The following is a 24,337-nucleotide window of genomic DNA, read 5'->3' on the forward strand; positions in this document are numbered from 1 at the left end:
GGGTTGCCCCTTCTGCGTGTCCCTTATGCGGCGAAGTTCTTCGCAACAAATTCCCAGTTAACCAGTGCCCAGAAATGTTCCAGGTAGTTCGGGCGCGCATTACGGTAATCAATGTAATAGGCGTGTTCCCATACGTCCACGGTCATCAGCGGCGTTGCGCTGGTGGTCAGAGGGGTACCCGCATTAGAAGTGGAAACGATAGCCAGTTTGCCATCAGCCTCTTTTACCAGCCAGGTCCAGCCGGAGCCAAAGTTTTTAACGGCTGCGTCAGTAAATTTCGCTTTGAAATCCGCGAAACTGCCGAACGCGGCGTTAATCGCTGCGGCCAGCTCACCGGTAGGTTCTCCGCCTGCATTTGGAGCCAGGCAGTGCCAGTAGAAGGTGTGGTTCCACACCTGAGCGGCGTTGTTGAATACGCCACCGTCTGAACTGCGCACAATCTCTTCCAGCGTTTTGCCTTCAAAATCGGTGCCCTTGATCAGGTTATTCAGGTTGGTGACATAGGTCTGGTGATGCTTGCCGTAATGGTACTCCAGGGTTTCCGCAGAAATGTGCGGAGCCAGGGCGTCTTTTGCATACGGTAGTGCAGGTAATTCGAACGACATTGCTACTCTCCTTATAGTTTTATATGTTGCCAATAACCCTACAGACAACAAGGACAGAATAGCAAATTGAAAGGGTATGCAAAAGAGGAACTTACCCCGCCACGGAGGCGGCAGGGCAGGGTCTAGCGAATGGTTTTTGGCGTCATCACTCGGCGCGCTCCCACATAGTGGCGCACCCAGTAATCTTCACTGAGGGAGGTGATCTGAATGTCCTGACCGCTGCGCGGTGACTGGATAAATTTACCATTACCCACATACACCCCAACGTGATCGGCCGTGCCACGTCCCTGGGTGCGGAAGAACACCAGGTCGCCATTTTGCAGTTCGCCACGGTTTACAGGCGCGGCGTCGCGCAGATGGTACATCTCATTGGCGGTGCGTGGAATGCGAAACTTCACCAGATCTTTATAGGCATAATAAACCAGCCCACTACAGTCAAAACCGGTGCGCGGAGAGGTGCCACCCCAGCGATATGGTTTACCTATTTGCCCCATCAGTTTATTCATCGCCGTTTTTTGCGCTTTCTGCATACGCGCTTTATGCACGTCAGCCAGCTTCGTCACTTTTGCGCATTTCGTTTTATGGCCTTTGCGCATGGTGCATTTATCATTCACCAGGCTGGCGGTCGTGCGAGTGGTTTTGTGCGTGGCGGAACGGAGAGTTTTGGTTTTACTGGAGGCGGTCTTTTTGGTGTGAGCGGTGGTTTTCTTCTTTACTGTTTTGCTGGTGGTTTTTTTCTTACGTTCTGTGGTTTTTGCCAGATGCGTTTTTTGTACAGCAGAATGCCGCGCCTGTTCGGAGGCGTTCGCCGCTGGCGTAAATGAGAGTGTGGTAAACAGTAAAGCACAGAGCGTCATCGAGATTTTAGTTATCCGCGCCACTGGGCAGTCCCCTGATAAGTGCGAGCCAAAATACATACCCGCATGAGATTTACAAAACCAGTCGATTCTAATCCATAAAATCGGAATAAGTTAATAGCATTTTTCATTCAAAAATTGTGTTTCGTTAGCAAGTGCAAAAAAATTCACCATTCTGTCGCACTCTTGTTCGCTCCTTAAGCAAAACCGCACGGCGCGTAGCCTTAAACGTCATTATCAATGCAACTTTACGCGATAGCGGATAAAATAATGAGACGTGACAAAAATGTTATTTTCCGATGTCGGCCTGACCCGCTACAATGTCAGACTGATGCCGTAACAGAAGTTAAAGGAAGCAAGACATGAGCACCACTATTGAAAAAATTCAGCGCCAGATCGCTGAAAACCCGATTCTCCTGTACATGAAAGGTTCTCCGAAGCTGCCAAGCTGCGGCTTCTCCGCGCAAGCGGTTCAGGCGCTGTCCGCCTGTGGTGAGCGTTTTGCTTACGTTGATATCCTGCAAAACCCGGACATCCGCGCTGAGCTGCCAAAATACGCAAACTGGCCGACCTTCCCACAGCTGTGGGTTGACGGTGAACTGGTTGGCGGCTGTGATATTCTGATTGAAATGTATCAGCGCGGCGAACTGCAACAGCTGATCAAAGAGACTGCGGCGAAGTATAAAACCGAAGAGCCGGACGCAGAATAAGTTTTCTGCGGATATAAAAAAGCGACCACATTATGTTGGTCGCTTTTTTTTGTCCTGTGGGGCTATTGATTACCCAACCTACGATTGAAGATCGGCCTCGTCGCCCATCGGCAGCGGCCAGCCGCCGAGACGTTTCCAGCGGTTGACGATCTCACAGAACAGCTCCGCCGTACGCTCGGTGTCGTATAACGCGGAATGCGCCTGGGTGCCGTCAAACGCAATACCCGCCGTGATGCAGGCTTTAGAGAGCACGGTTTGCCCCAGCGCCAGGCCGCTCAGCGCGGCGGTGTCGAAGGTCACAAACGGATGGAATGGATTACGCTTGAGCGAGGCACGCTCGGCGGCAGCCATAGTGAAGCTGTGATCAAAGGTGGCATTGTGAGCCACCATGATGGCGCGGCTACAGTCATTCTCTTTCATGCCTTTGCGCACCATTTTGAAAATGGCGTGCAGCGCCTCGTATTCGCTTACCGCCCCGCGCAGCGGGTTTGTCGGATCGATACCGTTAAAGGCCAGCGCCTCTGGCTGTAAGTTTGCGCCTTCAAAGGGTTCAACGTGGAAATGCAGCGTGGTGTCCGGTACAAGCCAGCCCTGTTCATCCATCTTCAGCGTGATGGCGGCAATTTCAAGCAGCGCATCGGTTTTAGCGTTAAATCCGGCTGTTTCTACATCAATGACAACGGGATAAAAACCACGAAAACGGTCGCACAGACCGGTAAATTGAGCGTTATCGGACATCAGGGTCTCTTACAAGGGGGAAAAAGCAGTGCGCATTATGGCAAATTTTGAGAGGGGATGCAGCAAAACAACGGGCGCATAGTGCGCCCTGCGGGATCAATTGCCCAGACCGCGACCAGCGTCTTTAGCTTCGATCAGTTCGATTTTATACCCGTCCGGATCTTCAACAAACGCAATCACGGTGGTGCCGCCTTTAACCGGACCGGCTTCACGGGTGACGTTACCGCCATTGCTGCGGATACGTTCGCAGGCTTCAGCCGCGTTATCCACTTCCAGCGCGATGTGGCCGTAAGCCGTACCCAGCTCGTAGCTGTCCACGCCCCAGTTGTAGGTCAGCTCGATGACCGCTTCTTCAGATTCCGGGCCGTAACCGACAAACGCCAGAGAGTATTTATATTCCGGATTTTCGCTGGTGCGCAGCAGCCTCATGCCCAGAACGTTAGTGTAGAAATCGATGGAACGTTGCAGGTCGCCAACGCGCAGCATGGTGTGAAGTAGGCGCATAATTTCCTCATTAACCAGTGGAATGGATTATCTTTTGAACAGAAACGATGTTTTAGTATAGCGGCGAAAGGTCGCCGCTATCAATGTACAAAGCGGGATTACAGTGAAGGGTAGTCGGTATAACCTTCCGCGCCGCCGCCATAGAAGCTTTCAGGGCGCTGCGGGTTCAGTTCGGCTTTCTTCTGCAAACGGGCAACCAGATCCGGGTTAGCAATGTAATCACGGCCAAAGGCCACGGCGTCGATCAGACCTTTACCGATCAGATCCTCGGCTTTCTCTGCCGTATAAGCGCCCGCCCCGATAATCACGCCGTGGAAGCGCTCGCGAACTTTCTGGCGGAAGGCTTCGCTGTAGGGCTTGCCGCCTGCCCAGTCCGGCTCGGACATGTGCAGATACGCGATACCGCGTTTAGCCAGCTCTTCAATCAGATACAGCGCATCCGCTTCTTCGTTCGGACCGTTGTCGACGTTCTGGAAGGTACCAATTGGGGAAACTCGAATACCAATGCGATCTGCGCTCCACTCATTACACACGGCATCTACCACTTCAAGCACCAGACGCGCGCGGTTTTCAACGCTGCCGCCGTACTGGTCGGTACGCTGATTGGAAGACGGTGACAGGAACTGGTGCAGCAGGTAGCCGTGCGCAGAGTGCAGCTCAACCAGGTCGAAGCCCGCTTCACGGGCGTTGGCGACGGCCTGACGGAAATCATTCACGATACCCGGGATCTCGTCCAGCTCAAGCGCGCGTGGCGTGGTGGTGTCGACGCGAATAGCATTACCGTTTTCATCACGCAGGGAAGTGCGGGTATTCGCATTCAGGGCAGAGGCAGAAACGGGCGCCTGACCGCCAGGCTGGATGCTGCTGTGCGAGATACGACCGGTGTGCCACAGCTGAACCGCAATACGGCCATCTTCAGCATGAACGCCTGCGGTGATTTTTTTCCACGCGGCGATCTGTTCCGGGCTGTGCAGACCCGGCGCACCGGCGTAGCCTTTGGCCTGGGCAGAAATCTGCGTGGCTTCGGAAATAATCAGGCCCGAGCTGGCGCGCTGACGGTAATACTCACCCATCAATGGCGTTGGGATATCTCCCGGCTCGATGCTGCGCAGACGGGTAAGTGGGGCCATAAACACGCGGTTTGGGGCAGTAACGGCACCCACTTTCAGTGGGGTAAATAGCTTTTCAGCGGACATAATGGCTCCTGAGTAGACCAGTCGACTAGTAAAAGGGTAAATAAAAACGCCGGTTAGACGCCAGGCGCAGTAATACAGTTTTTCACATGCGCCAGCGCGCTTTCGAGCGGCACGGCGCTGCGAGACATTTTTGCCTGCAGGTTGGCGCCTAACCAGAGGGAATAGAGCACCTGTGCCTGCGTGAGCGGATCGCCGGAGAAGGAGAGCGTTGTTTCATCGCGGCCTTTTTCCAGCGCCTGAGCCAGCAGAGCGATTACGCCGCTGGCCCCTTTATCCATGGCGGTGCGCATATCTTCGGAGAGATCGCACACTTCGGCAGACAGTTTTACCGTCAGGCAACCGCTGATGATGCCCTGCTGACAGAACTGCGTCAGCGTTTCCTGATAGTAGTTCAGAACACGATCCCGGTAGTCACCTTCGCCGCTGGCGAAGTGGGCTGCCAGGCGCTGATGGTAGCTGGCGTAGTGCCGCTCCAGCATGGCTACGCCAAACGCCTCTTTGGATCGAAAATAGTGATAAAACGATCCCTTAGGCACTTCAGCGGTTTTTAATAACTCACTCAGCCCCATACCGGTAAACCCGCGATGCATGCAAAGGCGCTCGCCGGTAGCCAGCAAATGTTCTCGTGTATCGTGTTCTGTATGTCTGCTCATGCTCTTACTCTAATAGACCGTTCGGTCTAATGCAAGCCCGCTTAGCGACGACATTGCGACAAAATATCCAGCTGCGGCTGATAAACCACTGATTTCACGTCCATCATGCCCAGAACCGTGGCAAACAAATTGTCCTGTGAAACTGCCTCTTTTGCAGCATGGTTACGCAGGCAATCCGTGTTTACGCCGAAGTTTTTCGCATAGTCCGGGGAGAGCCAGAACATAAACGGAATATGCGTTTGCTGCTCCGGGGCCAGCATATACGGCGTACCGTGCAGGTAAATTCCGCTTTCGCCCAGCGATTCGCCGTGATCGGAGAGGTAAATGAGCGCTGTGTTCATACTGGCCTGCCGGGCTTTTAGCGCGTCGATGGTTCGGCTGAGCACGCTATCGGTATACAGAATCGAGTTGTCATAGGTATTGATCAGCGACTGATGATCGCAATCCTGAATTTCATTGGTATCGCAGGTTGGGGTGAATTTCCGGAAGCGGTCCGGGTAACGGTTGTAATAAGCCGGACCGTGGCTGCCCATCAGGTGTATCACCAGTACGGTATCCTGCTTTATTCCGTCCAGCACGTTGTCCAGGCGGTACAGGTTGACGTCGTCGATACAGGATTTGTCCTTACAGAACTGATCCAGTTTCCACTGGGTCATATCCGTGTGCGGCACGCGGTCACAGGCACCTTTACACCCGCCGTCATTGTCACGCCACAGCAGGTTGAACCCGGCGTGGTTAAGCACATCGAGCAGTCCTTCCTGATGATGGGCGAGGTCCGCGTCATATTTTTTTCGCGTCATGCCGGAGAACATGCAGGGGACGGAAACGGCGGTTTCCGTGCCACAGGAAGAGGCCTGTGGGAAGTTGATGACATCCCGCTTTTTCAGCTCGGGGTTGGTTTCACGCGGGTAACCATTTAACGAGTAATTTGCGGCGCGGGAGGCTTCGCCCACCACCAGAACCAGCACGGTTTTCTTGTGCTGGCCGGAAATCAGCGCGCCTTTATGGGCATCCTCGCCAATGCGGACCAGCGTCTGGTCGCCGGCAAACCAGCGCATTTTACTGTACTTCACAACGGCGCTCACGTAGTTCGCCGGAGTGACCATTTTGACGATGCTTTTGTTATTGCGGAACAGCGAAGCATAGTCTTTATAGAACACTGCCGCGACGAGAATGATCACCAGCAGCGCACCCAGTATAGCGGCGAAACGTGTTAGCAGGGCATACCACCATTTTCCGGTTCGAATGCGCGTCAGGGCTAAGATGACGGAAGGGACCAGACCCGCGACGGCCAGCCACAGGATCAGCTGCGGCGTTACCAGGGCTGTCGCTTCCTGGGAGTTAGTCTCAAACACGTTCACAATCATGTTCTGATCGATAACCGCGCCATAGGTGTACATAAACCAGGTCGCGGCGGCGCATCCTATGGTCAGGGCAATCATGAGCGGCTTGCGAATAAAGGGAATATTCAGCAGGCTAAAAACAATGACCCAGCCGCAGAACAGAACCAGCGGCACACTGGCGGCAAAAAGCACGTCGTGCAGACGGGCAGGTGCGATAATTGACCAGCTGCGCTGGATAAACAGCGCATTGAACACGGTGAAGAAAAGCGCACAGGCGAGGGTAAATTTCGTATCGTTACAGTGTAACTTTTTAGTGAGCCACATGATGACCAGACCATTCGTTATATCAATGCGGCGAGTATAAGAAGGGAAGATTAGCGAAACCTTAATGCCCTGTTTGTGACGGACACTCCTTGCATGCAGGCCATTTAGGGTCTTCACTGTAGGGAATAATGACGTTCTGGAGGTAGGTGTGGCAGAGCAACTGGAATTTTTCCCTGTCCAGAGCCCGTGCCGGGGTATTTGCCAGGTTGATGAACGAGGATACTGCCGTGGCTGCATGCGCACACGCGATGAACGTTTTAACTGGCAAAATTTCAGCGACGCGCAAAAGCAGGAGGTCTTACGGCTCTGCCGACAACGTCTGCTGCGCAAAATTCGTGCAAACAAAGCGGTTGAAACCGAAGAACCTCAGCAACCTTCACTGTTTTAGCAGGGTAATTGCGTATACTGGTGACATGACTTCCTTGAGGAAAATGTTATGGTTCAGCGTATTACCCTTGCCCCGCAGGGCCCGGAATTCTCCCGATTCGTTATGGGCTACTGGCGCCTTATGGACTGGAATATGTCTCCGGTCCAGCTGGCGGACTTTATAGAAGAGCATCTCGATCTCGGGATCACCACCGTCGATCACGCTGATATTTATGGCGGCTATCAGTGCGAGGCCGCTTTTGGCGAAGCGCTGAAGCGTGCGCCAGCGCTGCGTGAACGTATGGAGATTGTGACCAAATGCGGTATTGCCACCACAGCAAAACCGGAGCATGCACTTGGGCATTACATCACTGACAGCGCGCATATCGTTAAAAGCGCCGAGCAGTCACTGGTCAACCTGGCCACCGATCGTATCGACCTGCTGCTGATCCACCGTCCCGATCCATTGATGGATGCGGATGAGGTTGCGGAAGCGTTCCTGACGCTACACCAGAGCGGCAAAGTACGTCATTTTGGCGTGTCTAACTTCACCCCGGCACAGTTTGCGCTATTGCAGTCTCGCCTGCCGTTTACGCTGGCGACGAATCAGGTGGAGATTTCGCCTGTTCATCAGCCGCTGCTGCTGGATGGCACGCTCGACCAATTGCAACAGCTGCGCATCCGTCCAATGGCATGGTCTTGCCTGGGCGGCGGCCGCCTGTTTAACGATGAAGCATTCCAGCCGCTGCGTAACGAGCTTGAAACGGTGGCCCGCGAACTGAATGCGGAGAGTATTGAGCAGGTGGTTTACGCCTGGATCCTGCGCCTGCCGTCTAAACCGCTGCCGATTATCGGCTCCGGCAAAATTGAGCGTGTCCGCGCTGCGCTTGTTGCTGAAGAGCTGGATATGACGCGTCAGCAGTGGTTCCGCATCCGCAAGGCGGCGCTGGGCTACGACGTACCCTGAGCACGCCTGAACCTGACTTTCCGGTGAAATCTGCGCCGCTGGTATAAACTTAAGGTGCAAAAAATAACCCGTGGAGGTCATATGAAGCGTTTTGCTCTGGCAGTGGTCACGCTGGTTGTTTGCGCAGGAGCGCAGGCAGCCAGCGAAGAAGTTGAAATGAATCTCGTCACTTCTCAGGGAGTAGGCCAGTCCATCGGGACGGTGAAAATCACCGAAACCGATAAAGGGCTGGAATTTGCTCCCGATCTCAAGGCCCTTCCACCCGGTGAACATGGTTTTCACGTTCATGCCAAAGGCAGCTGTCAACCTGCAATGAAAGAGGGGAAACCTTCAGCCGCTGAGGCCGCTGGGGGGCATCTGGATCCGCACAACTCTGGTAAGCATGAAGGCCCGGAAGGTATGGGGCACCTCGGCGATCTGCCGGTGCTGGTGGTGAATAACGACGGTAAAGCCACCGATCCGGTTGTTGCGCCCCGGCTGAAAAAGATTGACGAGGTCAAAGGCAAGGCGCTGATGGTCCATGTGGGCGGCGATAACATGTCCGATCAACCTAAACCGCTTGGCGGCGGCGGGGCGCGCTATGCCTGCGGGGTGATCTGATCGCCAATTGTTCCGGGTGGCGGCGCCTGTTCAAGCTGTGACAGGGAGCAGTGCAGCCGCCAGATAATGGACGCCAGATCGCGGGCCGCAGGCTGATGGTGGTGCGCCAGAGCGTCGCAAATACGCTGAAGCTCGGCGAGCGTGACGCTCAGGGGGCGTTGCTGAACTCCGCGCTCGCTCATGACATCGCGGAGCATGGAAATACAATTATCGCGGACCTGCGAAAGCGGGTCGGAACGCGTCTCCCAGGCACGCAGCTGCCACACCACGTGCGAACAGTTCAGCAGCACCACGCCCCAGCGCAGTAGCCAGCGACGGGAGAGGGAATCCTGGCTGTTGTTCAGCTGGCTGACATGATGGTAGACCAGCGATTCATACTCGCTTTCACGCAGATGCGGGCTGCGACTCAGTTGATCGACAAAACCCCTGCGCAGCTCACGAATATGTCTGCGGCTTTTACGCGCATCCGAGCCCGGGCGTAGCACGGCGAAAGCCAGCCACGCCAGCCCCACGCCGAGGATCTTCGCCAGGTTATCGTTGAGAAAATCAGCGTAATCGTAAACCGGAGGATTCGTTACAGAGATAAATGAGCCCATAAAAACAATCAACTGCCCCCACAGACCGGCCAGTTTTGGCATTTGCAGTTTGAGCAACTGCATGGTGGTTAATAGCGGGAAGAGAAACAGCAGAAATTGCCAGAGGTCGGTTATCTGCACCATCAAACCAAATTTCACCACGAAGCTGAACAGCGACAGCAGTACCAGCGTACGCAGCAGAAGCGTCAGGGAATTAAATGGGGAAGCTGCGACGGAATAGAGCACGCAGCTGATTGCCGCAAGCGTCAGGGCTGCACTGCCCGCATCCCATTGCGTGGTGATGGCCCATGCGCCCACGGCCGTCAACGCGCAAAACGTACGAAAACCGCTCCACAGCGCCTCCATTGCGTCGGTATGGCGCGCCAGAGCTGGGCTACCGGGAACGGAAAATTCGGTGACGGGCGTGGCATTTTCGACGGCTTTTAACCAGCGGCTGCTGCGCAGATACAGGCGGCAGAAATAGTTCAGACGCTGCCAGAAGGCGCGGTGCCGGTAATCATATTCATCCGTTGGGGTGAGCGGCGCGATAATACGGGCCACGGTATAGATATCGGCATCCGGACGCGCAAGGGCGGCGAGCAGCGCCTCGATAACTTCCCGGGTATGGGCTGGCGGCGCAGGCCAGTTCAGCAACATCCGGCGAAGGCTCGAGAACGCACTCGTCATCCGCAATTGCTGGTGCAGTAAATAGTTCAGGAGCGTGTTCTGGCGACGAAAACGGTAGTGGCTCCAGAATGCCTGGATGCGTAACAGGTTCATGGTCAGGATCTGGCCGATGACCTTTTCGTGTGCTAGACGGATGTTATCGCTGCTATCAGGCTGCCAGAGCAGGCTGGCATGTTCCAGCAAACGCGCGTGCATCGTTTTAAGGGCGGTGATAAGCGTAGTGCCATCCGAGGTGCTGGGCAGGATCATCATCATGACGCCGCCGCACAGAATGCCGACCATCACTTCACATACGCGTGCCTGGGCGATGTCCCATAGCTCGGTGGTATCCAGCACGTTGACGACCGGAAAGGCGATAATGGCTGCGGTGTAACCTGCCAGTTGAAACGCGTACGCAACGTTGTTGGTAAAATGGGCGCAGGCCCAGGTGCACAGCCCCAGCCATGCCGACATGCTTAACAGAAAGAGCCAGGGATCGTTCAGGGTATGGCCGGCAAGAAGCAGTGCAGCGGTCGCACCCAGCAGGCTACCCGCCACGCGCCCGAGGCTTTTACTGATAACGCCCCCGACGGTAGGGAAGCTGACGACCGCAGCAGAGGTCATCGCCCAGTAAGGCTCATCCAGATTCAGATAATAGGCTACCGTAAGCGCAAGGCACATGGCGATGCCGTTACGCAGCGCGTAACGCCACTGCGGCCGTGTCGCTTTTATCCACGGCGTATTGCGCCAGGAGAAAGCCCCCAGGTTCATCATCGCGATCCGATGGCGACGGTGCAGGTTGTGCCAGAGACCAGAGTAATGTCTTTCGGCAGTTGCTCAAACTCGACGCGAACAGGCACCCGCTGAGCCAGACGCACCCACGGTACGTTGGGTTTGATGTCAGGCACCAGACCAGAATCGGTTTCCACGCTCTGATCGTAAATTGCCCGACCTATGCTACTAACGTGACCCTGTAACTTTTCTGCACCGCTGTAAAGCGTGATCCGGGCAGGCGCACCCTCGCGGATATGGCGCAGCTTGGTCTCTTCAAAATAACCTACAACATAGAAAGAGTGGCTATCTACCAGGGCAAAGACCGGCTGGCCTGTGATGGCGTAATCCCCCACACGGGTCGACAGGCTCGTGATCCATCCATCCACCGGAGCTTTGACCACGGTCTGGGTCAGTTGCCACTCGGCCTGTTTCAGCGTTGCCTCTGCAACCTTCAGGCTGGCCTGCATGGCTTTTACATTGATATTGGCGGTATCGAGATCTTCCGCAGAGATGTAATTCCTCGACAGATGTCGGCGACGTTCGGCTTCGTTATTGGCTTTTGCCAGATCTGATTGAGCTTTTGCGAGCTGCGCCTGGGCATTGAGCACCGCAATGTGGAAAGGGGTCTCATCGATGCGGAATAACACATCGCCCGCATGAACGAACTCGTTGTCCTTCACCAGCAGCGCGCTGATACTGCCGGACACCTGTGGCGTGATGCTGACCTGTTCTGCGCGGATCTTGCCGTCACGCGTCCAGGGCGACTGCATGTAATAATTCCAGAGCCACCAGCCGGCCATAAGCGCCAGCGCTAAAACGAAAAGAGTGGAAAAATATTTTAACGTTTTCAATGCTATTCTCACCACACGGTTAACACGGCAAGGCCAAGACAGACGGAAAGGGTAAACAGGGAGAGATCCATTAACATCGGGTGCCAGATTTCACCGGAATACATCCAGTCGCGCAGCAGACGATGCGCAATGAGCCAGATCACAAAACCGACCATCACGGCTTTAAACAGTGGCGGAAAGTAGACCGATGCGCCGACAATCAGATCCTGGAGGGGCAACCCTGCGGAGAGGGAAAAGAACGTCACAAGCAGTGATCCTTTGCAGTGGGGTGAGGGCCACAATGGCATATTTCAATGCGATGGCGCATTACCGTCCAGTGTAAATCATCCTTTCAGGAATGATGAATACCGTGATTGCATTTGTTTTGGCAATACAAATACTGCAAACTATTCTAAAATCACTATAATCACTTAGCAAGCTAATTATAAGGAGATGAAATTGGAATCGCCATTAGGTTCTGATCTGGCAAGGTTGGTACGCATCTGGCGTGCTCTGATTGACCATCGCCTGAAACCTCTGGAACTCACGCAGACGCACTGGGTTACGCTGCATAACATTCATCAGCTCCCGCCCGACCAGTCACAGATCCAACTGGCAAAAGCGATTGGCATTGAGCAGCCGTCACTGGTGCGCACTCTTGACCAACTGGAAGAGAAGGGACTTATCTCCCGACAAACCTGCGCCAGCGACCGTCGCGCCAAGCGGATCAAATTGACGGAAAAAGCGGCCCCGATTATTACTGAGATGGAAGCTGTCATCAGTAAAACGCGTGGGGAGATCCTTGAAGGTATTTCCCCCGCTGAGCTGGAGATGCTGATAGGACTCATCGCCCGTCTTGAGCAGAACATCCACGATCTGCAGTCTCGCGACTGACCGAACGTAAAGGCCTTGCGAAATCAAGGCCTTTCTTATTATCTGAACACCACCACCCGGTTGCGCCCTGTCTCTTTTGCCTCATACATGGCTTTATCCGCGCTCTCCACGCAGGTTTCCGCACTGGTTTCCGGCGAGGTTGCGGTGAATACGCCCATGCTGATGGTAATAGGTTCCGGCAGATGACCGCCGCTGCTGGCTTTATCAAACCCGCTCAGCTTGAGGCGAATGCGCTCGGCCACCTGCCGCGCGGCGTCTGAAGGGGTATTTGTCAGCATCAACACAAACTCTTCACCACCGATTCGGGCCGCGATATCCTGGGGGCGCACGGAATCCGTCAGCAGATTAGAGACGAACTGTAATACCTTATCGCCCTGCAAATGCCCGTAACAGTCGTTGATACGTTTGAAACGGTCAAGGTCGCTTACCACCACCGATACCGGGTGTGCCTCCGTTGCAGAGCTGAGGGCGTAGTTTAATGAATCATAAAAATAGCTGCGATTATAAAGACGGGTAAGCGGGTCGCGGATTGAATTTTGATATGACTGCTGGTATTTGACGTGCGAGTCACGATACAAATTAAAGACGTCGGAAAGCAAAATGAAAATAATCATTAATGTCGCGACAGTTTCGAATAACCGGGCGCGGTACCATGATACATCTTCTACGTATCCACCTAACAACAGCATTAACAGCGTGACGACATAACAGACGCATAAAAAATTGCCGCCCGCCCAGAACAAATTTCTTATCCGGGTCACGACCATCAGGGTGATTAATGTGACAACCCAAAGAATGACCAAAATGATGTTGATGGTCTGGCTCCAGAGAATCATGAACTGCCGGGTTTCATTATCCACAAGATCCAGGGTTAACGTCGTGGAATGGCTGGAATAGAACCACGCCAGCCAAAGCATGCAGCCCGTAAAGAGAGCCGATCCGACAACAATACCGATGTGGGTGCTTCGTGAAAGGGGGGAAACGCGAAGCGTATAAAGTAAGGCTGAGGCCATCATGAGCACCGCCATTAAGAGGTGTCGGAACATATAAAAGATCATCGCGTCATTATAGTTCGCCTCGTTGAACTGATAGAGATCCAGCCAACCTGGAAAACTGGATAGCGTACCCACCATCAGCAGTGCTGAACCGGCAAAGGCTGACGCAATCGGAACGAGATATAGCCGTTTTTTATCACACCAGTATTTCATTGCCATAAAACAGGCGATAAACAGATGGAATACCAGAAGAAAAATAGTGAGCGTAGGGAAAAATAGCGGAGAGAATGAAGGAACCCATTCAACAAGTTTTATAAAACAACCTTGTAACACGGCAATGATAAAAATGCACCCAAGTGCAAAGGCCACAAAGCGGTTCATTACAAATCGACAGTTCGCAAGCATAGAATGTTAAAAAATTAAAAAGAGGAAAAAGAGAATCAGACGAGTCTAAAGGAGGGAAATAAAAAATACTTTGCGCAGGAACAATATCAGAGGGAATTAATTATACGCCGTGTGAATGTATTTTTATAAATACATTTTTTAAAATGATAGTTTTTGTAAATGGATGCGGCCCGAAAGGACCGCATCCGTCGGGATATTAACGCGGGGAGACGGTGACCTGGCTACCGTTGCTTGCCAGTACAACACGCTGGCCTGCAGAGAAGCGAGTATTACCCTGTTTCTGCACAACCATAATGGTGCTGCCATCGTCTTTACGGATTTCCAGCTCAACGCCCTGAGTTTTGTTCATCGCACCCTGAACGCCCTGACCCGCTACGCCGCCTGCAACTGCGCCTGCTGCGGTAGCCAGAGAGCGACCGGTGCCGCCACCAATGGTGTTACCCAGGAAACCACCCAGCACAGCACCACCGATTGCGCCCACGACGTTCGTGTCATCACCACCCTGAATCTGAACAGGACGGGCATTAACGATAGTACCGTAGGTCACGTTCTGTACCTGTTTAGCTTCAGAAGCACTATATACGTCGCCGGAGAGTGAATTGTCGTTCACACAACCCGCCAGTGTTAAACCAATCAGCGAAACGCCCAGTACACGTAAAATCATTTGACTCTCCTGTTCACCAAAAAACGCCCGGTTGGGGCATCCGTTATGGCTAAATTATATGGCATTCCTGACCACAGTTCATATCTTTGCATGCCGAATAGATAAATTTTACCTGAACGGGGCTTAACGGGACATAAACAAAAACAGTCTGTGCTACAGGTCTGAGATTGTTAAAAAATATTATCACCGGATAGCAAAGCAGCGTTATTTATGATGGAGTGGTTGCACTTAGCCCATGTAACGTAAGGAAAGCGCATGAAATCGGGTCGCTATATCGGTGTGATGTCTGGTACCAGTCTTGACGGTGTGGATGTCGTTCTGGCCGCCATTGATGAAAACATGGTGGCGCAGCAGGCAAGCCTGACCTGGCCTATTCCGGTCTCGTTTAAAGAAGAGATCCTGAGCATCTGCCAGGGGCAACAGCTGACGCTTTCCCAATTGGGCCAACTGGATGTGCGTCTGGGGGCGCTGTTTGCTGATGCGGTACTGGCTCTGATGCAGCAAGAAAGACTTCATCCGCAGGATGTCGTGGCAATAGGTTGCCATGGCCAGACCGTCTGGCATGAACCTGTCGGCGAGGCGCCGCACACGATGCAAATTGGCGATAATAACCAGATTGTGGCAAAAACCGGCGTGACGGTGGTGGGGGATTTCCGTCGTCGCGATATGGCCCTCGGCGGGCAGGGGGCGCCGCTGGTTCCGGCATTTCATCAGGCGCTGCTGGCGCACCCGGTGGAGCGCAGAATGGTTCTGAACATTGGCGGGATTGCCAACCTGTCGATGCTCATTCCCGGGCAGCCCGTGCGTGGATACGATACCGGGCCCGGTAATATGCTGATGGATGCCTGGATCTGGCGTCAGAACGGTAAACCCTACGACAAAGACGCGCAGTGGGCCAGCCAGGGGAAAGTGATCCTTCCCTTGCTGCAAGCCCTGTTAAGCGATCCATTCTTTGCCCTGCCCGCGCCGAAAAGCACGGGGCGAGAGTATTTCAACTACGGCTGGCTTGAACGTCATCTGGCACGCTTCCCCGGCCTTGCGCCTCAGGATGTGCAGGCTACGCTGACTGAGCTTACCGCCGTGTCGATTTCTGAACAGGTGTTGCTCAGCGGCGGGTGCGAGCGTCTGCTGGTATGCGGAGGCGGAAGCCGCAACCCCCTCCTGATGGCACGCCTCGCCGCCCTGCTGCCGGGCACTGAAGTCACGACCACTGACGAAGCCGGGATCAGCGGAGACGACATGGAAGCGCTGGCCTTCGCCTGGCTTGCCTGGCGTACGGTTGCCGGTCTGCCCGGGAATTTACCCTCCGTAACCGGAGCGCGGGAGGCGAGCGTCCTCGGTGCTATTTTCCCGGCAAATCCGCGCCATAATCAGAGTTAACTGAAATTCAGCGGGAGGCATAACCCGTAAAATAGGGAAAAACAGGAGGGCGGTTAGGCCCTCCAGGACCAGGATAGTCTTCGGAATCTGCCCATGAAAAAACTTCTTCTCATTGCTGTACCTTTTCTTATGACCGGATGCAGCGTCTATAACCAGTTCGTTGAGCGTATGCAAACCGATACGCTGGAATATCGTTGTGATGAAAAACCGCTGACGGTGAAGCTGAACAACACTCGCCAGGAAGCCAGCTTTGTTTATGACAATAAGTTGTTGACGCTGAAGCAGGGGATGTCCGCCTCCGGGGCGCGTTACACGGATGGGATCTACGTCTTCTGGTCAAAAGGTGACAGCGCCACCGTCTATAAGCGAGACCGCATTGTGCTGAACAATTGTCAGCTGGAAAATCCGAAGCGTTGAGATTTTTGAAGGGGGCGCGCACAATAGCGCCACCCAACCTCACTTTCAGCTAACGCCATGTCAGATAACGACGAACTACAGCAAATTGCGCATCTGCGCCGTGAATACACCAAAGGCGGTCTGCGCCGCCAGGATCTTCCCGCCGAACCGCTGGTGCTTTTTGAACGCTGGCTGAAACAGGCCTGCGAAGCGAAACTGGCCGACCCGACGGCGATGGTCGTTGCCACGGTTGATGAAAACGGTCAGCCGTATCAACGCATCGTTCTTCTTAAGCATTATGACGAGAAAGGGCTGGTGTTCTACACCAACCTTGGTAGTCGTAAAGCGCATCACCTGGAAAATAATCCGCGTATTAGCCTGCTCTTCCCGTGGCATATGCTTGAGCGCCAGGTGATGGTTACCGGCAAGGCAGAGCGCCTCTCTACGCTCGAAGTGGTGAAATATTTCCACAGCCGACCGCGCGACAGTCAGATTGGCGCCTGGGTTTCTAAACAGTCCAGCCGAATCTCGGCCCGCGGCGTACTTGAAAGTAAATTCCTCGAACTCAAACAGAAGTTTCAGCAGGGTGAAGTGCCGCTGCCGAGTTTCTGGGGCGGGTTCCGCATCCCCATTGAGCAGATGGAATTCTGGCAGGGCGGTGAGCACCGCCTGCACGACCGCTTTTTATACCAGCGCGACAACGGTGGCTGGAAAATAGACCGACTGGCACCGTAATCCCCAAAATTTGTTGATTTAAGCGCTAGCGCACACCGCGCTGGCGCTTTATTCTATGGTCCTTTCGCATCAGGCGAAAAGTCGTGTACCGGCAAAGGTGCAGTCGTTTATACATGGAGAATTTGATGGCAAGCAGTAACTTGATTAAACAATTGCAAGAGCGGGGCCTGGTGGCCCAGGTGACGGACGAGGAAGCGTTAGCAGAGCGACTGGCGCAAGGCCCGATCGCGCTCTATTGCGGCTTCGATCCCACCGCTGACAGCTTGCATTTGGGGCATCTTGTTCCATTGTTATGCCTGAAACGCTTCCAGATGGCGGGTCATAAGCCTGTTGCCCTGGTTGGCGGTGCGACTGGTCTGATTGGCGACCCAAGTTTCAAAGCCGCTGAGCGTAAGCTGAATACCGAAGACACCGTGCAGGAGTGGGTGGATAAGATCTGTAAACAGGTTGCACCGTTCCTGGATTTCAACTGTGGTGACAACGCTGCGATTGCGGCGAACAACTACGACTGGTTTGGTGGCATGAACGTGCTGACGTTCCTGCGTGACATCGGCAAACACTTCTCTGTTAACCAGATGATTAACAAAGAAGCGGTCAAGCAACGTCTTAACCGTGACGATCAGGGTATCTCTTTCACCGAGTTCTCCTACAACCTGTTGCAGGGGTATGACTTCGCCTGCCTGAACAAGCTGCACGGCGTGTCGCTGCAAATTGGCGGTTCTGATCAGTGGGGTAACATCACCTCCGGTATCGATCTGACCCGTCGCCTTCACCAGAATCAGGTGTTTGGTCTGACCGTGCCGCTGATCACCAAAGCAGACGGTACCAAGTTTGGTAAAACCGAAGGCGGCGCAGTATGGCTTGATCCGAAGAAAACCAGCCCGTACAAATTCTACCAGTTCTGGATCAACACGGCGGATGCCGACGTTTATCGCTTCCTGAAATTCTTCACCTTTATGGATATCGAAGAAATCAATGCGCTGGAAGAAGAAGACAAGAACAGCGGTAAAGCACCGCGCGCCCAGTATGTGCTGGCCGACGAAGTGACTAAACTGGTTCATGGTGAAGAAGGTCTGGCAGCGGCGAAACGCATTACGGCGAGCCTGTTCAACGGGACCCTGAGCGATTTAAGCGAAGAGGATTTCGAACAGCTTGCTCAGGATGGCGTGCCGATGGTGGAGATGGAAAAAGGCGCCGATCTGATGCAGGCGCTGGTGGACTCCGAGCTCCAGCCGTCTCGCGGTCAGGCGCGTAAAACCATCGCCTCTAACGCGATCACCATTAATGGCGAAAAACAGGCCGATCCGGAATACACCTTTACCGAGAACGACCGTCTCTATGGTCGCTACACGCTGCTGCGTCGCGGTAAGAAAAATTACTGCCTGGTCTGCTGGAAGTAATTAAAAGTACGCAGGGGCGTGGGAAACCACGCCCCTTTTGTTTTGACAGGGTTTGGTAAGTACAACATGAAGAACATCCTCGCCATTCAGTCCCACGTTGTTTTTGGACATGCTGGCAACAGCGCTGCGGAATTCCCGATGCGCCGCCTCGGGGCCAACGTCTGGCCCCTCAATACCGTTCAGTTCTCGAATCACACCCAGTACGGTAAATGGACCGGCTGCGTGATGCCGCCGTCGCATCTGACGGAGATCGTTCAGGGGATTGCGGATATCGACCAGCTTAAACGCTGCGATGCCGTACTGAGCGGTTATCTGGGTTCGGCGGAGCAGGGGGAACATATCCTCGGCATTGTGCGCCAGGTGAAAGCGGCAAACCCCGCGGCGAAATATTTCTGCGATCCGGTGATGGGGCATCCGGAAAAAGGCTGCATCGTCGCGCCGGGCGTTGCGGAGTTTCATGTCCGTCATGCATTGCCCGCCAGCGATATTATTGCGCCAAATCTGATTGAACTTGAGATCCTGTGCGAGCATCCGGTCAACAGTGTAGAAGAGGCTGTACGCGCCTCTCGCGAGCTCCTCGCCCAGGGGCCAGAGATTGTGCTGGTTAAGCACCTGGCACGCGCAGGGTTGAGCCAGGACCGTTTTGAAATGCTGTTGGTGACGAAGGATGAAGCCTGGCACATCAGTCGACCGCTGGTGGATTTCGGTACTCGTCAGCCGGTAGGAGTGGGCGATGTGACCAGCGGCCTGCTGCTGGTGAAGTTGCTCCAGGGGACGGCTCTGCGGGATGCGCTTGAGCATGTGACCGCAGCCGTTTATGAAATCATGATTGCGACGAAGACGATGCAGGAATATGAGCTCCAGGTGGTCGCGGCGCAGGATCGCATCGCGAAGCCCGAGCATTATTTCAGCGCAACCCAATTGTAAGAGCAGGGATAGTGTAGGCCGGGTAAGCGCAGCGCCACCCGGCAATACAGCGCGCTCGGATTAATTCAACCCTTCTGCCTTCAGCGCCGCTGCAACCGCAGGGCGTGCCGCTACGCGTTCCATATACGACGCAATATGATCTAATCCTTCCAGGTTCAGCTTCACCGCGCGCGCCCAGCGCAGAACGGTAAACAGATACGCATCAGCAATGGTGAAACGCGCACCGCAGATCCACTGATCGTCTTTCAGTGATTCATTAATGTACTGCATCTTTTTCTCAAGCAACGCACGTACGGTCGGTTTGTACTCTTCCGGAGTATCCGGGCGGAACAGCGGCGTAAAGCCTTTGTGCAGCTCGGTCGCGATGTAGTTAAGCCACTCAAGGGTTTTATAGCGAGAGATACTGCCTGTTGGTGCCAGCAGCTGACGATCAGGCACGTTGTCGGCCAGGTACTGCATAATCGCCACGCCTTCGGTCAGCAGCGTACCGTCATCCAGCAGCAGGGCCGGAACCTGCCCTTTTGGGTTAATCGCAAAAAAGTCATCCCCGTTTTCCAGGCGCTTTTTCATCAGGTCAACGCCGTCCAGCGTGAAATCCTTACCGCTCTCGCGAAGGGTGATATGCGAAGCAAGAGAGCAGGCGCCCGGTTTATAGAACAGTTTCATCGGTAACTCCTTTTTGCTGAGGTTCCCGCTATGTTAGTGCGCGTTCAGATAAAAAAAAAGCCGCTAATCAATTAGCGGCTTCTGTTCAGTCGTTTCCCGATGACATTACGCGTTCGCGGTGTTGGTCGCTTTAGCGGATTTGTCGTCGTCCTGCGTCATACGATTGAGTTTTGGTGCGGTGAGCAGCATCAGCACGGCAATTACGGCTGTCGCGATACCAATTTGCATGAACACGGTGCCGTAGACGTTCAGGGAGACCAGCGGGTCGGTAACGTTGTCCGGTACCGCCATCAGGTTCGCAATCTTACCTGCAATGATGGCTGCGCCAGCGGTCGTCAGGAACCAGCTACCCATGATGAAGCCCATCAGACGCTGAGGGACCAGCTGTGCAACCATCGCCAGGCCCAGACCGGAGATCATCAGTTCACCGATGGATTGCAGCGCATAGCTCAGGATCAGCCAGTTAACAGACACGATACCCGCGTCGGTCGCGAATTTCGTCCCCAGCGGCAGCACCAGGAATGCGCCAGAGCACAGCACCATACCGATAGCGAACTTGTGCGGCATCGGCAGACGGTCGCCCATCTTGTTATAGATAGCGGCCAGAATCGGGCTACCAATCATGATCCAGAACGGGTTCAGTGCCTGGTACTGCTCCGGCTCGAACGCGATACCCAGGATGGAGTGCTCAACGTTGCGGATTGCGAAGAAGTTCAGGGACGTTGGCATCTGGCTGTACAGGACGAAGAAGATAATCGCTTCCAGCATCAGGATGAACGCCACAATCATCTTACGACGTGCGGCACCCTGCATCGCGAAGGCTTCTTTAGCGAAGATAATCACGATACCCAGCGCAACCACGGCCAGTACGGCACGAGCAATACCCTGGTTGTGCAGCAGCCAGGTAGCGACAGCGGCCAGGATCACAATGCCGACGATGGTTGCCAGCAGTTTGCCCATATGCACGGGTTCGAAGTCTGGTTTAGAACCATAATCTTTAACCCAGCTGCGGCAGAACAGGAAGTTCACAACGGTGATCAACATACCCACGAAGCTCAGCGCAAACGCTACGCTCCAGCCGAATTTCGCGGCCAGCCATGGAGTTGCCAGCATAGAGAAGAATGAACCGATGTTGATGGACATGTAGTACATGGTAAATGCACCGTCCAGACGCGGATCATCTTTGTTGTAGCAGGTAGAAAGCAGGGAGGAAGGGTTAGCCTTAAAGAGGCCGTTACCTACCGCGATGGTAGCCATGCCCATGTATACCACGCCCGCATCGTGCCCGGACCATGCAACCAGACCATAGCCAATCGCCAGAACCACGGCGCCCAGCATAATGACACGTTTCGTACCGAGAACTTTATCGCCTAACCAGCCGCCGATGGCGACCAGGCCATAGACCAGAGCGCTGAAGGACGAGAACAGCGTGATGGAATCGGCTTCGGACATACCCAGTTGCTTAACCAGGTAAACGGCCATAATCCCTTGCAGGCCGTAGTAGCCAAAACGCTCCCACAATTCGATAGAGAAAATGAGATAGAACGCTTTAGGCTGTTTGAAAGCGTTAAGACTTACGCTCTCATCTGTTGGTTTATTGTTTGCAGTAGACACATATACCTCTTTTTTTACATCCCATATTAACGGGGGTGTTCATAGCGTGATGACCGTAGTCCATCCGCTTTATAGTTATATTGGGAGGGGAAACGGCGGGTAATGTTCACTATCCAGCCCCATCTGGCAATACGTTTGTAATAATCTGTTACATATAACTGTGGCGGTATAATCATCGGTTCACGCAAATGTTATGCAGCGTTAAATTTCATCCGTTGAGAATTGGTGGTTTTTTTTCACTGTAAATGACCCTGATGAATGGCTGTATGGCGATATGTTCTGCTATTTTGGGTGAAAGGCAGTGATATAGCCCATATTCTGAAAAATGACTGGTCTTATATGCGGTGAGTAAAGGATGAGATCTTATCTGGCAAAGGCGTGGAGAGGGTTTTAACAACAAAAATCCAACATCAAGTTATCAGAGTGATCGCGATCACAGATGTATAGAAATTTTTGGTGATGAAAAAACTATTAACCTGTTTGAGTGTTAAATATCCGCAGAATCGACAACACTTTATGGACAATGAGAGGGAAAATTACGGCCAAGGGAGAAGATATCAGAGCCCTTATTTAATCTAAGGGCTTGAACAGTAACAAGTGTATGTACCTTCAGGGATAGACTTTTTCTTTGTATTCACAGAGATCTTCGATAATGCAGGAGCCGCAGCGTGGCTTACGTGCAATACAGGTATAGCGCCCGTGAAGGATTAGCCAGTGATGGCAATCCACCTTAAATTCCGCAGGGACCACTTTTAATAGCTTTTCTTCCACCTCTTCCACGTTTTTACCCGGCGCGAACCGGGTGCGATTAGAAACGCGGAAGATGTGAGTGTCCACGGCGATCGTCGGCCAGCCAAACGCCGTGTTGAGCACGACATTTGCCGTTTTACGCCCGACGCCTGGCAACGCTTCCAGCGCTGCGCGATCTTCCGGGACTTCACCGCCGTGCTGCTCAAGCAGGATCCGGCAGGTCTTAATGACGTTTTCGGCCTTACTGTTAAACAGGCCGATGGTCTTGATATAGGATTTTACCCCTTCAACCCCCAGCTCCAGCATAGCCTGCGGCGTATTGGCGACAGGGTAGAGCAGGGCCGTGGCTTTGTTGACGCTCACGTCAGTGGCCTGCGCAGAGAGCAGCACCGCGATCAACAGTTCAAACGGCGAGTTAAAATTCAGCTCTGTCGTTGGATGAGGATTCTCATCGCGCAGGCGCGTCAGGATCGCAATGCGTTTCTCTTTATTCATACTGCTTTCTCGGGGATCCCTTCCTGTACGCTGCGTTCAGCGGCGCGGCGTTTACGTTTTTCATCAATCAGGTATTTTAACGCCAGCATCATTCCAAGGCCAATGAATGCGCCTGGCGGTAGCATGGCCAGCAGGAACGGGGTGTCCGTATGGAACACCTCGATACGCAGCGATTTCGCCCAGCCGCCAAGCAGCGCGTCCGCACCGTCGAAGAGCGTACCGTTGCCCAGAATTTCACGCAGAGAGCCGAGGACGAACATGGCGGCAGTCGCGCCCATACCGATGGAAAACCCATCCAGCGCGGAAATTGCCGGGTTGTTTTTCACCGCGAAGGCTTCAGCGCGTCCCACGACAATACAGTTAGTCACGATAAGCGGAATGAAGATCCCGAGCGACTGGTACAGGCCAAATGCGTAGGCGTTAATTAGCATTTGCACGACGCTGACCACCGATGCAATGATCATGACATAAATCGGAATACGGATTTCCGATGGCGTCCAGCGGCGCAAAACAGAAATGGAGAAGTTGGTCAGGGTCAGCACCAGCGTGGTCGCCAGCCCCAGCCCGAGCGCGTTGGTGGCGGTAGACGTCACCGCCAGCAGCGGGCACAATCCCAACAGCTGTACCAATGCCGAGTTGTTCTTCCAGAGTCCCTGGACGATAACCTCTTTAACCTGGCTCATGGTCACTCCTCACAGGCGGAAAGATGATTGATCTGCGCGGGCAGCGTTTCGGCATACAGACCGGCGCGTTTGACGGCGTTGACGACCGCGCGGGGCGTAATCGTGGCGCCCGTGAACTGGTCAAACTCACCGCCATCTTTTTTCACCGCGAAAGCAGGATCGTCCTCGCCATGAATCATCTTACCGGCAAAGTGTAAAATCCAGTCGCTCAGGCGTGTTTCAATTTTGTCGCCAAGGCCCGGCGTTTCGTGATGTTCCGTCACGCGCGTACCCAGCACGGTGCCGGAAAAATCGCTGCCTACCAGCAGCTGAATTGCGCCAGAGTAACCGTCCGGCGCGGTGGCTTCCATGATGGCACCCACCGGGTTCTCGCCCTTACGGGCAATATAAACGCGGTGGCTTCCTTTACCGAGCTGCGGGGCCTGCACGACAAAGCAGCTTTTTTGCAGGTTATTATCATAGAAGTCTGATGGGATCACCTGATCGAACAACGCCTTTTGCTGCTTCATTGCCTGCTCTTCAATGGTGCTTTTCGTCAGTTCATTTACCAGCGCGGTCAGCCCGGTGAGGGCGGCGGCGAAGATCGCCAGCGTGACGCCGTGTTTTTGCATAGTCTTTAGCATGG

General features: G+C 53.9%; 27 protein-coding genes. 10 read left to right on the top strand and 17 right to left on the bottom strand.

Features of this window, described 5'->3' with window-relative positions; translation table 11 throughout:
* Nucleotides 1-23 precede the first annotated feature (23 nt).
* Nucleotides 24-605 carry a superoxide dismutase [Fe] gene (gene sodB, locus ACQG03_RS09685; protein ID WP_017693553.1) on the bottom strand — a complete coding sequence of 194 codons (582 nt, stop codon included), beginning with the start codon at nt 603-605 and terminating at the stop codon, nt 24-26.
* Nucleotides 606-727: 122 nt separating this feature from the next.
* Nucleotides 728-1,486 (bottom strand): C40 family peptidase, encoded by a 759-nt coding sequence (locus ACQG03_RS09690; protein ID WP_058647179.1) that lies wholly within the window; start codon nt 1,484-1,486, stop codon nt 728-730.
* A 338-nt stretch (nt 1,487-1,824) separates the two neighbouring features.
* Between ACQG03_RS09690 and grxD the strand changes: the two genes are divergently transcribed.
* Complete coding sequence (gene grxD / locus ACQG03_RS09695) at nt 1,825-2,172, top strand: monothiol glutaredoxin 4 (RefSeq protein WP_003832760.1); 348 nt, start codon at nt 1,825-1,827, stop codon at nt 2,170-2,172.
* 78 nt (nt 2,173-2,250) lie between these two features.
* Here grxD and rnt read toward each other — a convergent pair whose 3' ends face one another.
* The 5 genes from rnt to eptA form a co-directional block, all read right to left on the bottom strand.
* On the bottom strand, nt 2,251-2,910 hold the full coding sequence (rnt, locus tag ACQG03_RS09700) for a ribonuclease T (RefSeq protein ID WP_003857625.1): 660 nt from the start codon (nt 2,908-2,910) through the stop codon (nt 2,251-2,253).
* A gap of 96 nt (nt 2,911-3,006) precedes the next feature.
* Complete coding sequence (gene gloA, locus ACQG03_RS09705) at nt 3,007-3,414, bottom strand: lactoylglutathione lyase (RefSeq protein ID WP_063163279.1); 408 nt, start codon at nt 3,412-3,414, stop codon at nt 3,007-3,009.
* A gap of 98 nt (nt 3,415-3,512) precedes the next feature.
* A complete protein-coding gene (locus tag ACQG03_RS09710) occupies nt 3,513-4,610 on the bottom strand; it encodes an alkene reductase (protein WP_023299948.1) in 1,098 nt (365 codons plus the stop codon).
* Between the two features lie 53 nt (nt 4,611-4,663).
* On the bottom strand, nt 4,664-5,263 hold the full coding sequence (locus ACQG03_RS09715; protein WP_022647900.1) for a TetR/AcrR family transcriptional regulator: 600 nt from the start codon (nt 5,261-5,263) through the stop codon (nt 4,664-4,666).
* A gap of 41 nt (nt 5,264-5,304) precedes the next feature.
* The gene (eptA, locus tag ACQG03_RS09720) at nt 5,305-6,930 is read right to left on the bottom strand and encodes a phosphoethanolamine transferase EptA (RefSeq protein ID WP_063163280.1); all 1,626 of its coding nucleotides are present in this window, start codon (nt 6,928-6,930) and stop codon (nt 5,305-5,307) included.
* A gap of 148 nt (nt 6,931-7,078) precedes the next feature.
* Between eptA and ACQG03_RS09725 the strand changes: the two genes are divergently transcribed.
* The 3 genes from ACQG03_RS09725 to sodC all read left to right on the top strand — a co-directional run bounded on the left by ACQG03_RS09725 (nt 7,079) and on the right by sodC (nt 8,863).
* Nucleotides 7,079-7,318, top strand: a complete 240-nt coding sequence (locus ACQG03_RS09725) for a DUF1289 domain-containing protein (RefSeq protein WP_023299951.1) — start codon at nt 7,079-7,081, stop codon at nt 7,316-7,318.
* 48 nt (nt 7,319-7,366) lie between these two features.
* A complete protein-coding gene (locus ACQG03_RS09730) occupies nt 7,367-8,263 on the top strand; it encodes an aldo/keto reductase (RefSeq protein ID WP_003857612.1) in 897 nt (298 codons plus the stop codon).
* Nucleotides 8,264-8,344: 81 nt separating this feature from the next.
* Nucleotides 8,345-8,863 carry a superoxide dismutase [Cu-Zn] SodC gene (sodC, locus tag ACQG03_RS09735; RefSeq protein WP_022647904.1) on the top strand — a complete coding sequence of 173 codons (519 nt, stop codon included), beginning with the start codon at nt 8,345-8,347 and terminating at the stop codon, nt 8,861-8,863.
* Here sodC and ACQG03_RS09740 read toward each other — a convergent pair.
* Genes ACQG03_RS09740 through ACQG03_RS09750 form a run of 3 tightly spaced genes read right to left on the bottom strand, consistent with a single transcriptional unit; the run spans nt 8,842 to nt 11,974 of the window.
* Complete coding sequence (locus tag ACQG03_RS09740) at nt 8,842-10,875, bottom strand: FUSC family protein (RefSeq protein ID WP_426726152.1); 2,034 nt, start codon at nt 10,873-10,875, stop codon at nt 8,842-8,844. The two genes, sodC and ACQG03_RS09740, sit on opposite strands and share 22 nt — an antisense overlap.
* Nucleotides 10,875-11,735 carry an efflux RND transporter periplasmic adaptor subunit gene (locus tag ACQG03_RS09745; protein ID WP_063163304.1) on the bottom strand — a complete coding sequence of 287 codons (861 nt, stop codon included), beginning with the start codon at nt 11,733-11,735 and terminating at the stop codon, nt 10,875-10,877. Before ACQG03_RS09745 ends, ACQG03_RS09740 begins: the two co-directional genes overlap by 1 nt.
* Nucleotides 11,736-11,737: 2 nt before the next feature.
* Complete coding sequence (locus ACQG03_RS09750) at nt 11,738-11,974, bottom strand: DUF1656 domain-containing protein (RefSeq protein WP_022647907.1); 237 nt, start codon at nt 11,972-11,974, stop codon at nt 11,738-11,740.
* A gap of 187 nt (nt 11,975-12,161) precedes the next feature.
* Between ACQG03_RS09750 and slyA the strand changes: the two genes are divergently transcribed.
* On the top strand, nt 12,162-12,602 hold the full coding sequence (gene slyA / locus ACQG03_RS09755) for a transcriptional regulator SlyA (RefSeq protein WP_032623345.1): 441 nt from the start codon (nt 12,162-12,164) through the stop codon (nt 12,600-12,602).
* Nucleotides 12,603-12,640: 38 nt separating this feature from the next.
* On the opposite strand, the gene ACQG03_RS09760 is transcribed toward slyA, so the two are convergent.
* Together ACQG03_RS09760 and slyB are read right to left on the bottom strand one after the other, a co-directional pair.
* A complete protein-coding gene (locus ACQG03_RS09760; RefSeq protein ID WP_045308479.1) occupies nt 12,641-14,002 on the bottom strand; it encodes a sensor domain-containing diguanylate cyclase in 1,362 nt (453 codons plus the stop codon).
* Nucleotides 14,003-14,198: 196 nt separating this feature from the next.
* Nucleotides 14,199-14,666: an outer membrane lipoprotein SlyB gene (gene slyB / locus ACQG03_RS09765; RefSeq protein ID WP_022647910.1), complete on the bottom strand. Its 468-nt coding sequence runs from the start codon at nt 14,664-14,666 to the stop codon at nt 14,199-14,201.
* Between the two features lie 255 nt (nt 14,667-14,921).
* Between slyB and anmK the strand changes: the two genes are divergently transcribed.
* The 5 genes from anmK to pdxY all read left to right on the top strand — a co-directional run bounded on the left by anmK (nt 14,922) and on the right by pdxY (nt 19,504).
* Nucleotides 14,922-16,046, top strand: coding sequence for an anhydro-N-acetylmuramic acid kinase (anmK, locus tag ACQG03_RS09770; RefSeq protein ID WP_063163281.1), 1,125 nt, complete (start codon nt 14,922-14,924; stop codon nt 16,044-16,046).
* Nucleotides 16,047-16,139: 93 nt separating this feature from the next.
* On the top strand, nt 16,140-16,463 hold the full coding sequence (gene mliC, locus ACQG03_RS09775; RefSeq protein ID WP_022647912.1) for a C-type lysozyme inhibitor: 324 nt from the start codon (nt 16,140-16,142) through the stop codon (nt 16,461-16,463).
* A 57-nt stretch (nt 16,464-16,520) separates the two neighbouring features.
* Complete coding sequence (pdxH, locus tag ACQG03_RS09780; RefSeq protein ID WP_003857601.1) at nt 16,521-17,177, top strand: pyridoxamine 5'-phosphate oxidase; 657 nt, start codon at nt 16,521-16,523, stop codon at nt 17,175-17,177.
* Between the two features lie 125 nt (nt 17,178-17,302).
* Complete coding sequence (gene tyrS / locus ACQG03_RS09785; protein ID WP_063163282.1) at nt 17,303-18,577, top strand: tyrosine--tRNA ligase; 1,275 nt, start codon at nt 17,303-17,305, stop codon at nt 18,575-18,577.
* Between the two features lie 66 nt (nt 18,578-18,643).
* Nucleotides 18,644-19,504, top strand: a complete 861-nt coding sequence (gene pdxY / locus ACQG03_RS09790) for a pyridoxal kinase PdxY (RefSeq protein ID WP_063163283.1) — start codon at nt 18,644-18,646, stop codon at nt 19,502-19,504.
* A 60-nt stretch (nt 19,505-19,564) separates the two neighbouring features.
* On the opposite strand, the gene gstA is transcribed toward pdxY, so the two are convergent.
* The 5 genes from gstA to rsxG all read right to left on the bottom strand — a co-directional run bounded on the left by gstA (nt 19,565) and on the right by rsxG (nt 24,335).
* A complete protein-coding gene (gstA, locus tag ACQG03_RS09795; protein WP_023299960.1) occupies nt 19,565-20,170 on the bottom strand; it encodes a glutathione transferase GstA in 606 nt (201 codons plus the stop codon).
* 105 nt (nt 20,171-20,275) lie between these two features.
* The gene (gene dtpA / locus ACQG03_RS09800) at nt 20,276-21,784 is read right to left on the bottom strand and encodes a dipeptide/tripeptide permease DtpA (RefSeq protein WP_023299961.1); all 1,509 of its coding nucleotides are present in this window, start codon (nt 21,782-21,784) and stop codon (nt 20,276-20,278) included.
* 609 nt (nt 21,785-22,393) lie between these two features.
* Nucleotides 22,394-23,029, bottom strand: a complete 636-nt coding sequence (nth, locus tag ACQG03_RS09805) for an endonuclease III (RefSeq protein WP_015570668.1) — start codon at nt 23,027-23,029, stop codon at nt 22,394-22,396.
* Nucleotides 23,026-23,712 carry an electron transport complex subunit E gene (locus ACQG03_RS09810; protein WP_003857592.1) on the bottom strand — a complete coding sequence of 229 codons (687 nt, stop codon included), beginning with the start codon at nt 23,710-23,712 and terminating at the stop codon, nt 23,026-23,028. Before ACQG03_RS09810 ends, nth begins: the two co-directional genes overlap by 4 nt.
* Before the next feature lie 2 nt (nt 23,713-23,714).
* Nucleotides 23,715-24,335 (bottom strand): electron transport complex subunit RsxG, encoded by a 621-nt coding sequence (gene rsxG, locus ACQG03_RS09815; protein ID WP_022647917.1) that lies wholly within the window; start codon nt 24,333-24,335, stop codon nt 23,715-23,717.
* Nucleotides 24,336-24,337 lie beyond the last annotated feature (2 nt).

Source organism: Enterobacter cloacae complex sp. 342H5 (assembly GCF_050030905.1).
Lineage (GTDB): Bacteria > Pseudomonadota > Gammaproteobacteria > Enterobacterales > Enterobacteriaceae > Enterobacter > Enterobacter intestinihominis.

Excerpts from the sequence above, each read along its gene's own strand:
- nth (WP_015570668.1), bottom strand. The coding sequence starts at position 23,029 with ATGAATAAAGAGAAACGCATTGCGATCCTGACGCGCCTGCGCGATGAG.
- gloA (WP_063163279.1), bottom strand. The coding sequence starts at position 3,414 with ATGCGCCTACTTCACACCATGCTGCGCGTTGGCGACCTGCAACGTTCC.
- ACQG03_RS09730 (WP_003857612.1), top strand. The coding sequence starts at position 7,367 with ATGGTTCAGCGTATTACCCTTGCCCCGCAGGGCCCGGAATTCTCCCGA.
- ACQG03_RS09810 (WP_003857592.1), bottom strand. The coding sequence starts at position 23,712 with ATGAGCCAGGTTAAAGAGGTTATCGTCCAGGGACTCTGGAAGAACAAC.
- ACQG03_RS09760 (WP_045308479.1), bottom strand. The coding sequence starts at position 14,002 with ATGCTTGCGAACTGTCGATTTGTAATGAACCGCTTTGTGGCCTTTGCA.
- grxD (WP_003832760.1), top strand. The coding sequence starts at position 1,825 with ATGAGCACCACTATTGAAAAAATTCAGCGCCAGATCGCTGAAAACCCG.
- slyA (WP_032623345.1), top strand. The coding sequence starts at position 12,162 with ATGAAATTGGAATCGCCATTAGGTTCTGATCTGGCAAGGTTGGTACGC.
- slyB (WP_022647910.1), bottom strand. The coding sequence starts at position 14,666 with ATGATTTTACGTGTACTGGGCGTTTCGCTGATTGGTTTAACACTGGCG.
- rnt (WP_003857625.1), bottom strand. The coding sequence starts at position 2,910 with ATGTCCGATAACGCTCAATTTACCGGTCTGTGCGACCGTTTTCGTGGT.
- sodB (WP_017693553.1), bottom strand. The coding sequence starts at position 605 with ATGTCGTTCGAATTACCTGCACTACCGTATGCAAAAGACGCCCTGGCT.
- ACQG03_RS09715 (WP_022647900.1), bottom strand. The coding sequence starts at position 5,263 with ATGAGCAGACATACAGAACACGATACACGAGAACATTTGCTGGCTACC.
- ACQG03_RS09710 (WP_023299948.1), bottom strand. The coding sequence starts at position 4,610 with ATGTCCGCTGAAAAGCTATTTACCCCACTGAAAGTGGGTGCCGTTACT.
- ACQG03_RS09740 (WP_426726152.1), bottom strand. The coding sequence starts at position 10,875 with ATGAACCTGGGGGCTTTCTCCTGGCGCAATACGCCGTGGATAAAAGCG.
- gstA (WP_023299960.1), bottom strand. The coding sequence starts at position 20,170 with ATGAAACTGTTCTATAAACCGGGCGCCTGCTCTCTTGCTTCGCATATC.
- anmK (WP_063163281.1), top strand. The coding sequence starts at position 14,922 with ATGAAATCGGGTCGCTATATCGGTGTGATGTCTGGTACCAGTCTTGAC.
- pdxH (WP_003857601.1), top strand. The coding sequence starts at position 16,521 with ATGTCAGATAACGACGAACTACAGCAAATTGCGCATCTGCGCCGTGAA.
- pdxY (WP_063163283.1), top strand. The coding sequence starts at position 18,644 with ATGAAGAACATCCTCGCCATTCAGTCCCACGTTGTTTTTGGACATGCT.
- mliC (WP_022647912.1), top strand. The coding sequence starts at position 16,140 with ATGAAAAAACTTCTTCTCATTGCTGTACCTTTTCTTATGACCGGATGC.
- sodC (WP_022647904.1), top strand. The coding sequence starts at position 8,345 with ATGAAGCGTTTTGCTCTGGCAGTGGTCACGCTGGTTGTTTGCGCAGGA.
- tyrS (WP_063163282.1), top strand. The coding sequence starts at position 17,303 with ATGGCAAGCAGTAACTTGATTAAACAATTGCAAGAGCGGGGCCTGGTG.
- eptA (WP_063163280.1), bottom strand. The coding sequence starts at position 6,930 with ATGTGGCTCACTAAAAAGTTACACTGTAACGATACGAAATTTACCCTC.
- rsxG (WP_022647917.1), bottom strand. The coding sequence starts at position 24,335 with ATGCTAAAGACTATGCAAAAACACGGCGTCACGCTGGCGATCTTCGCC.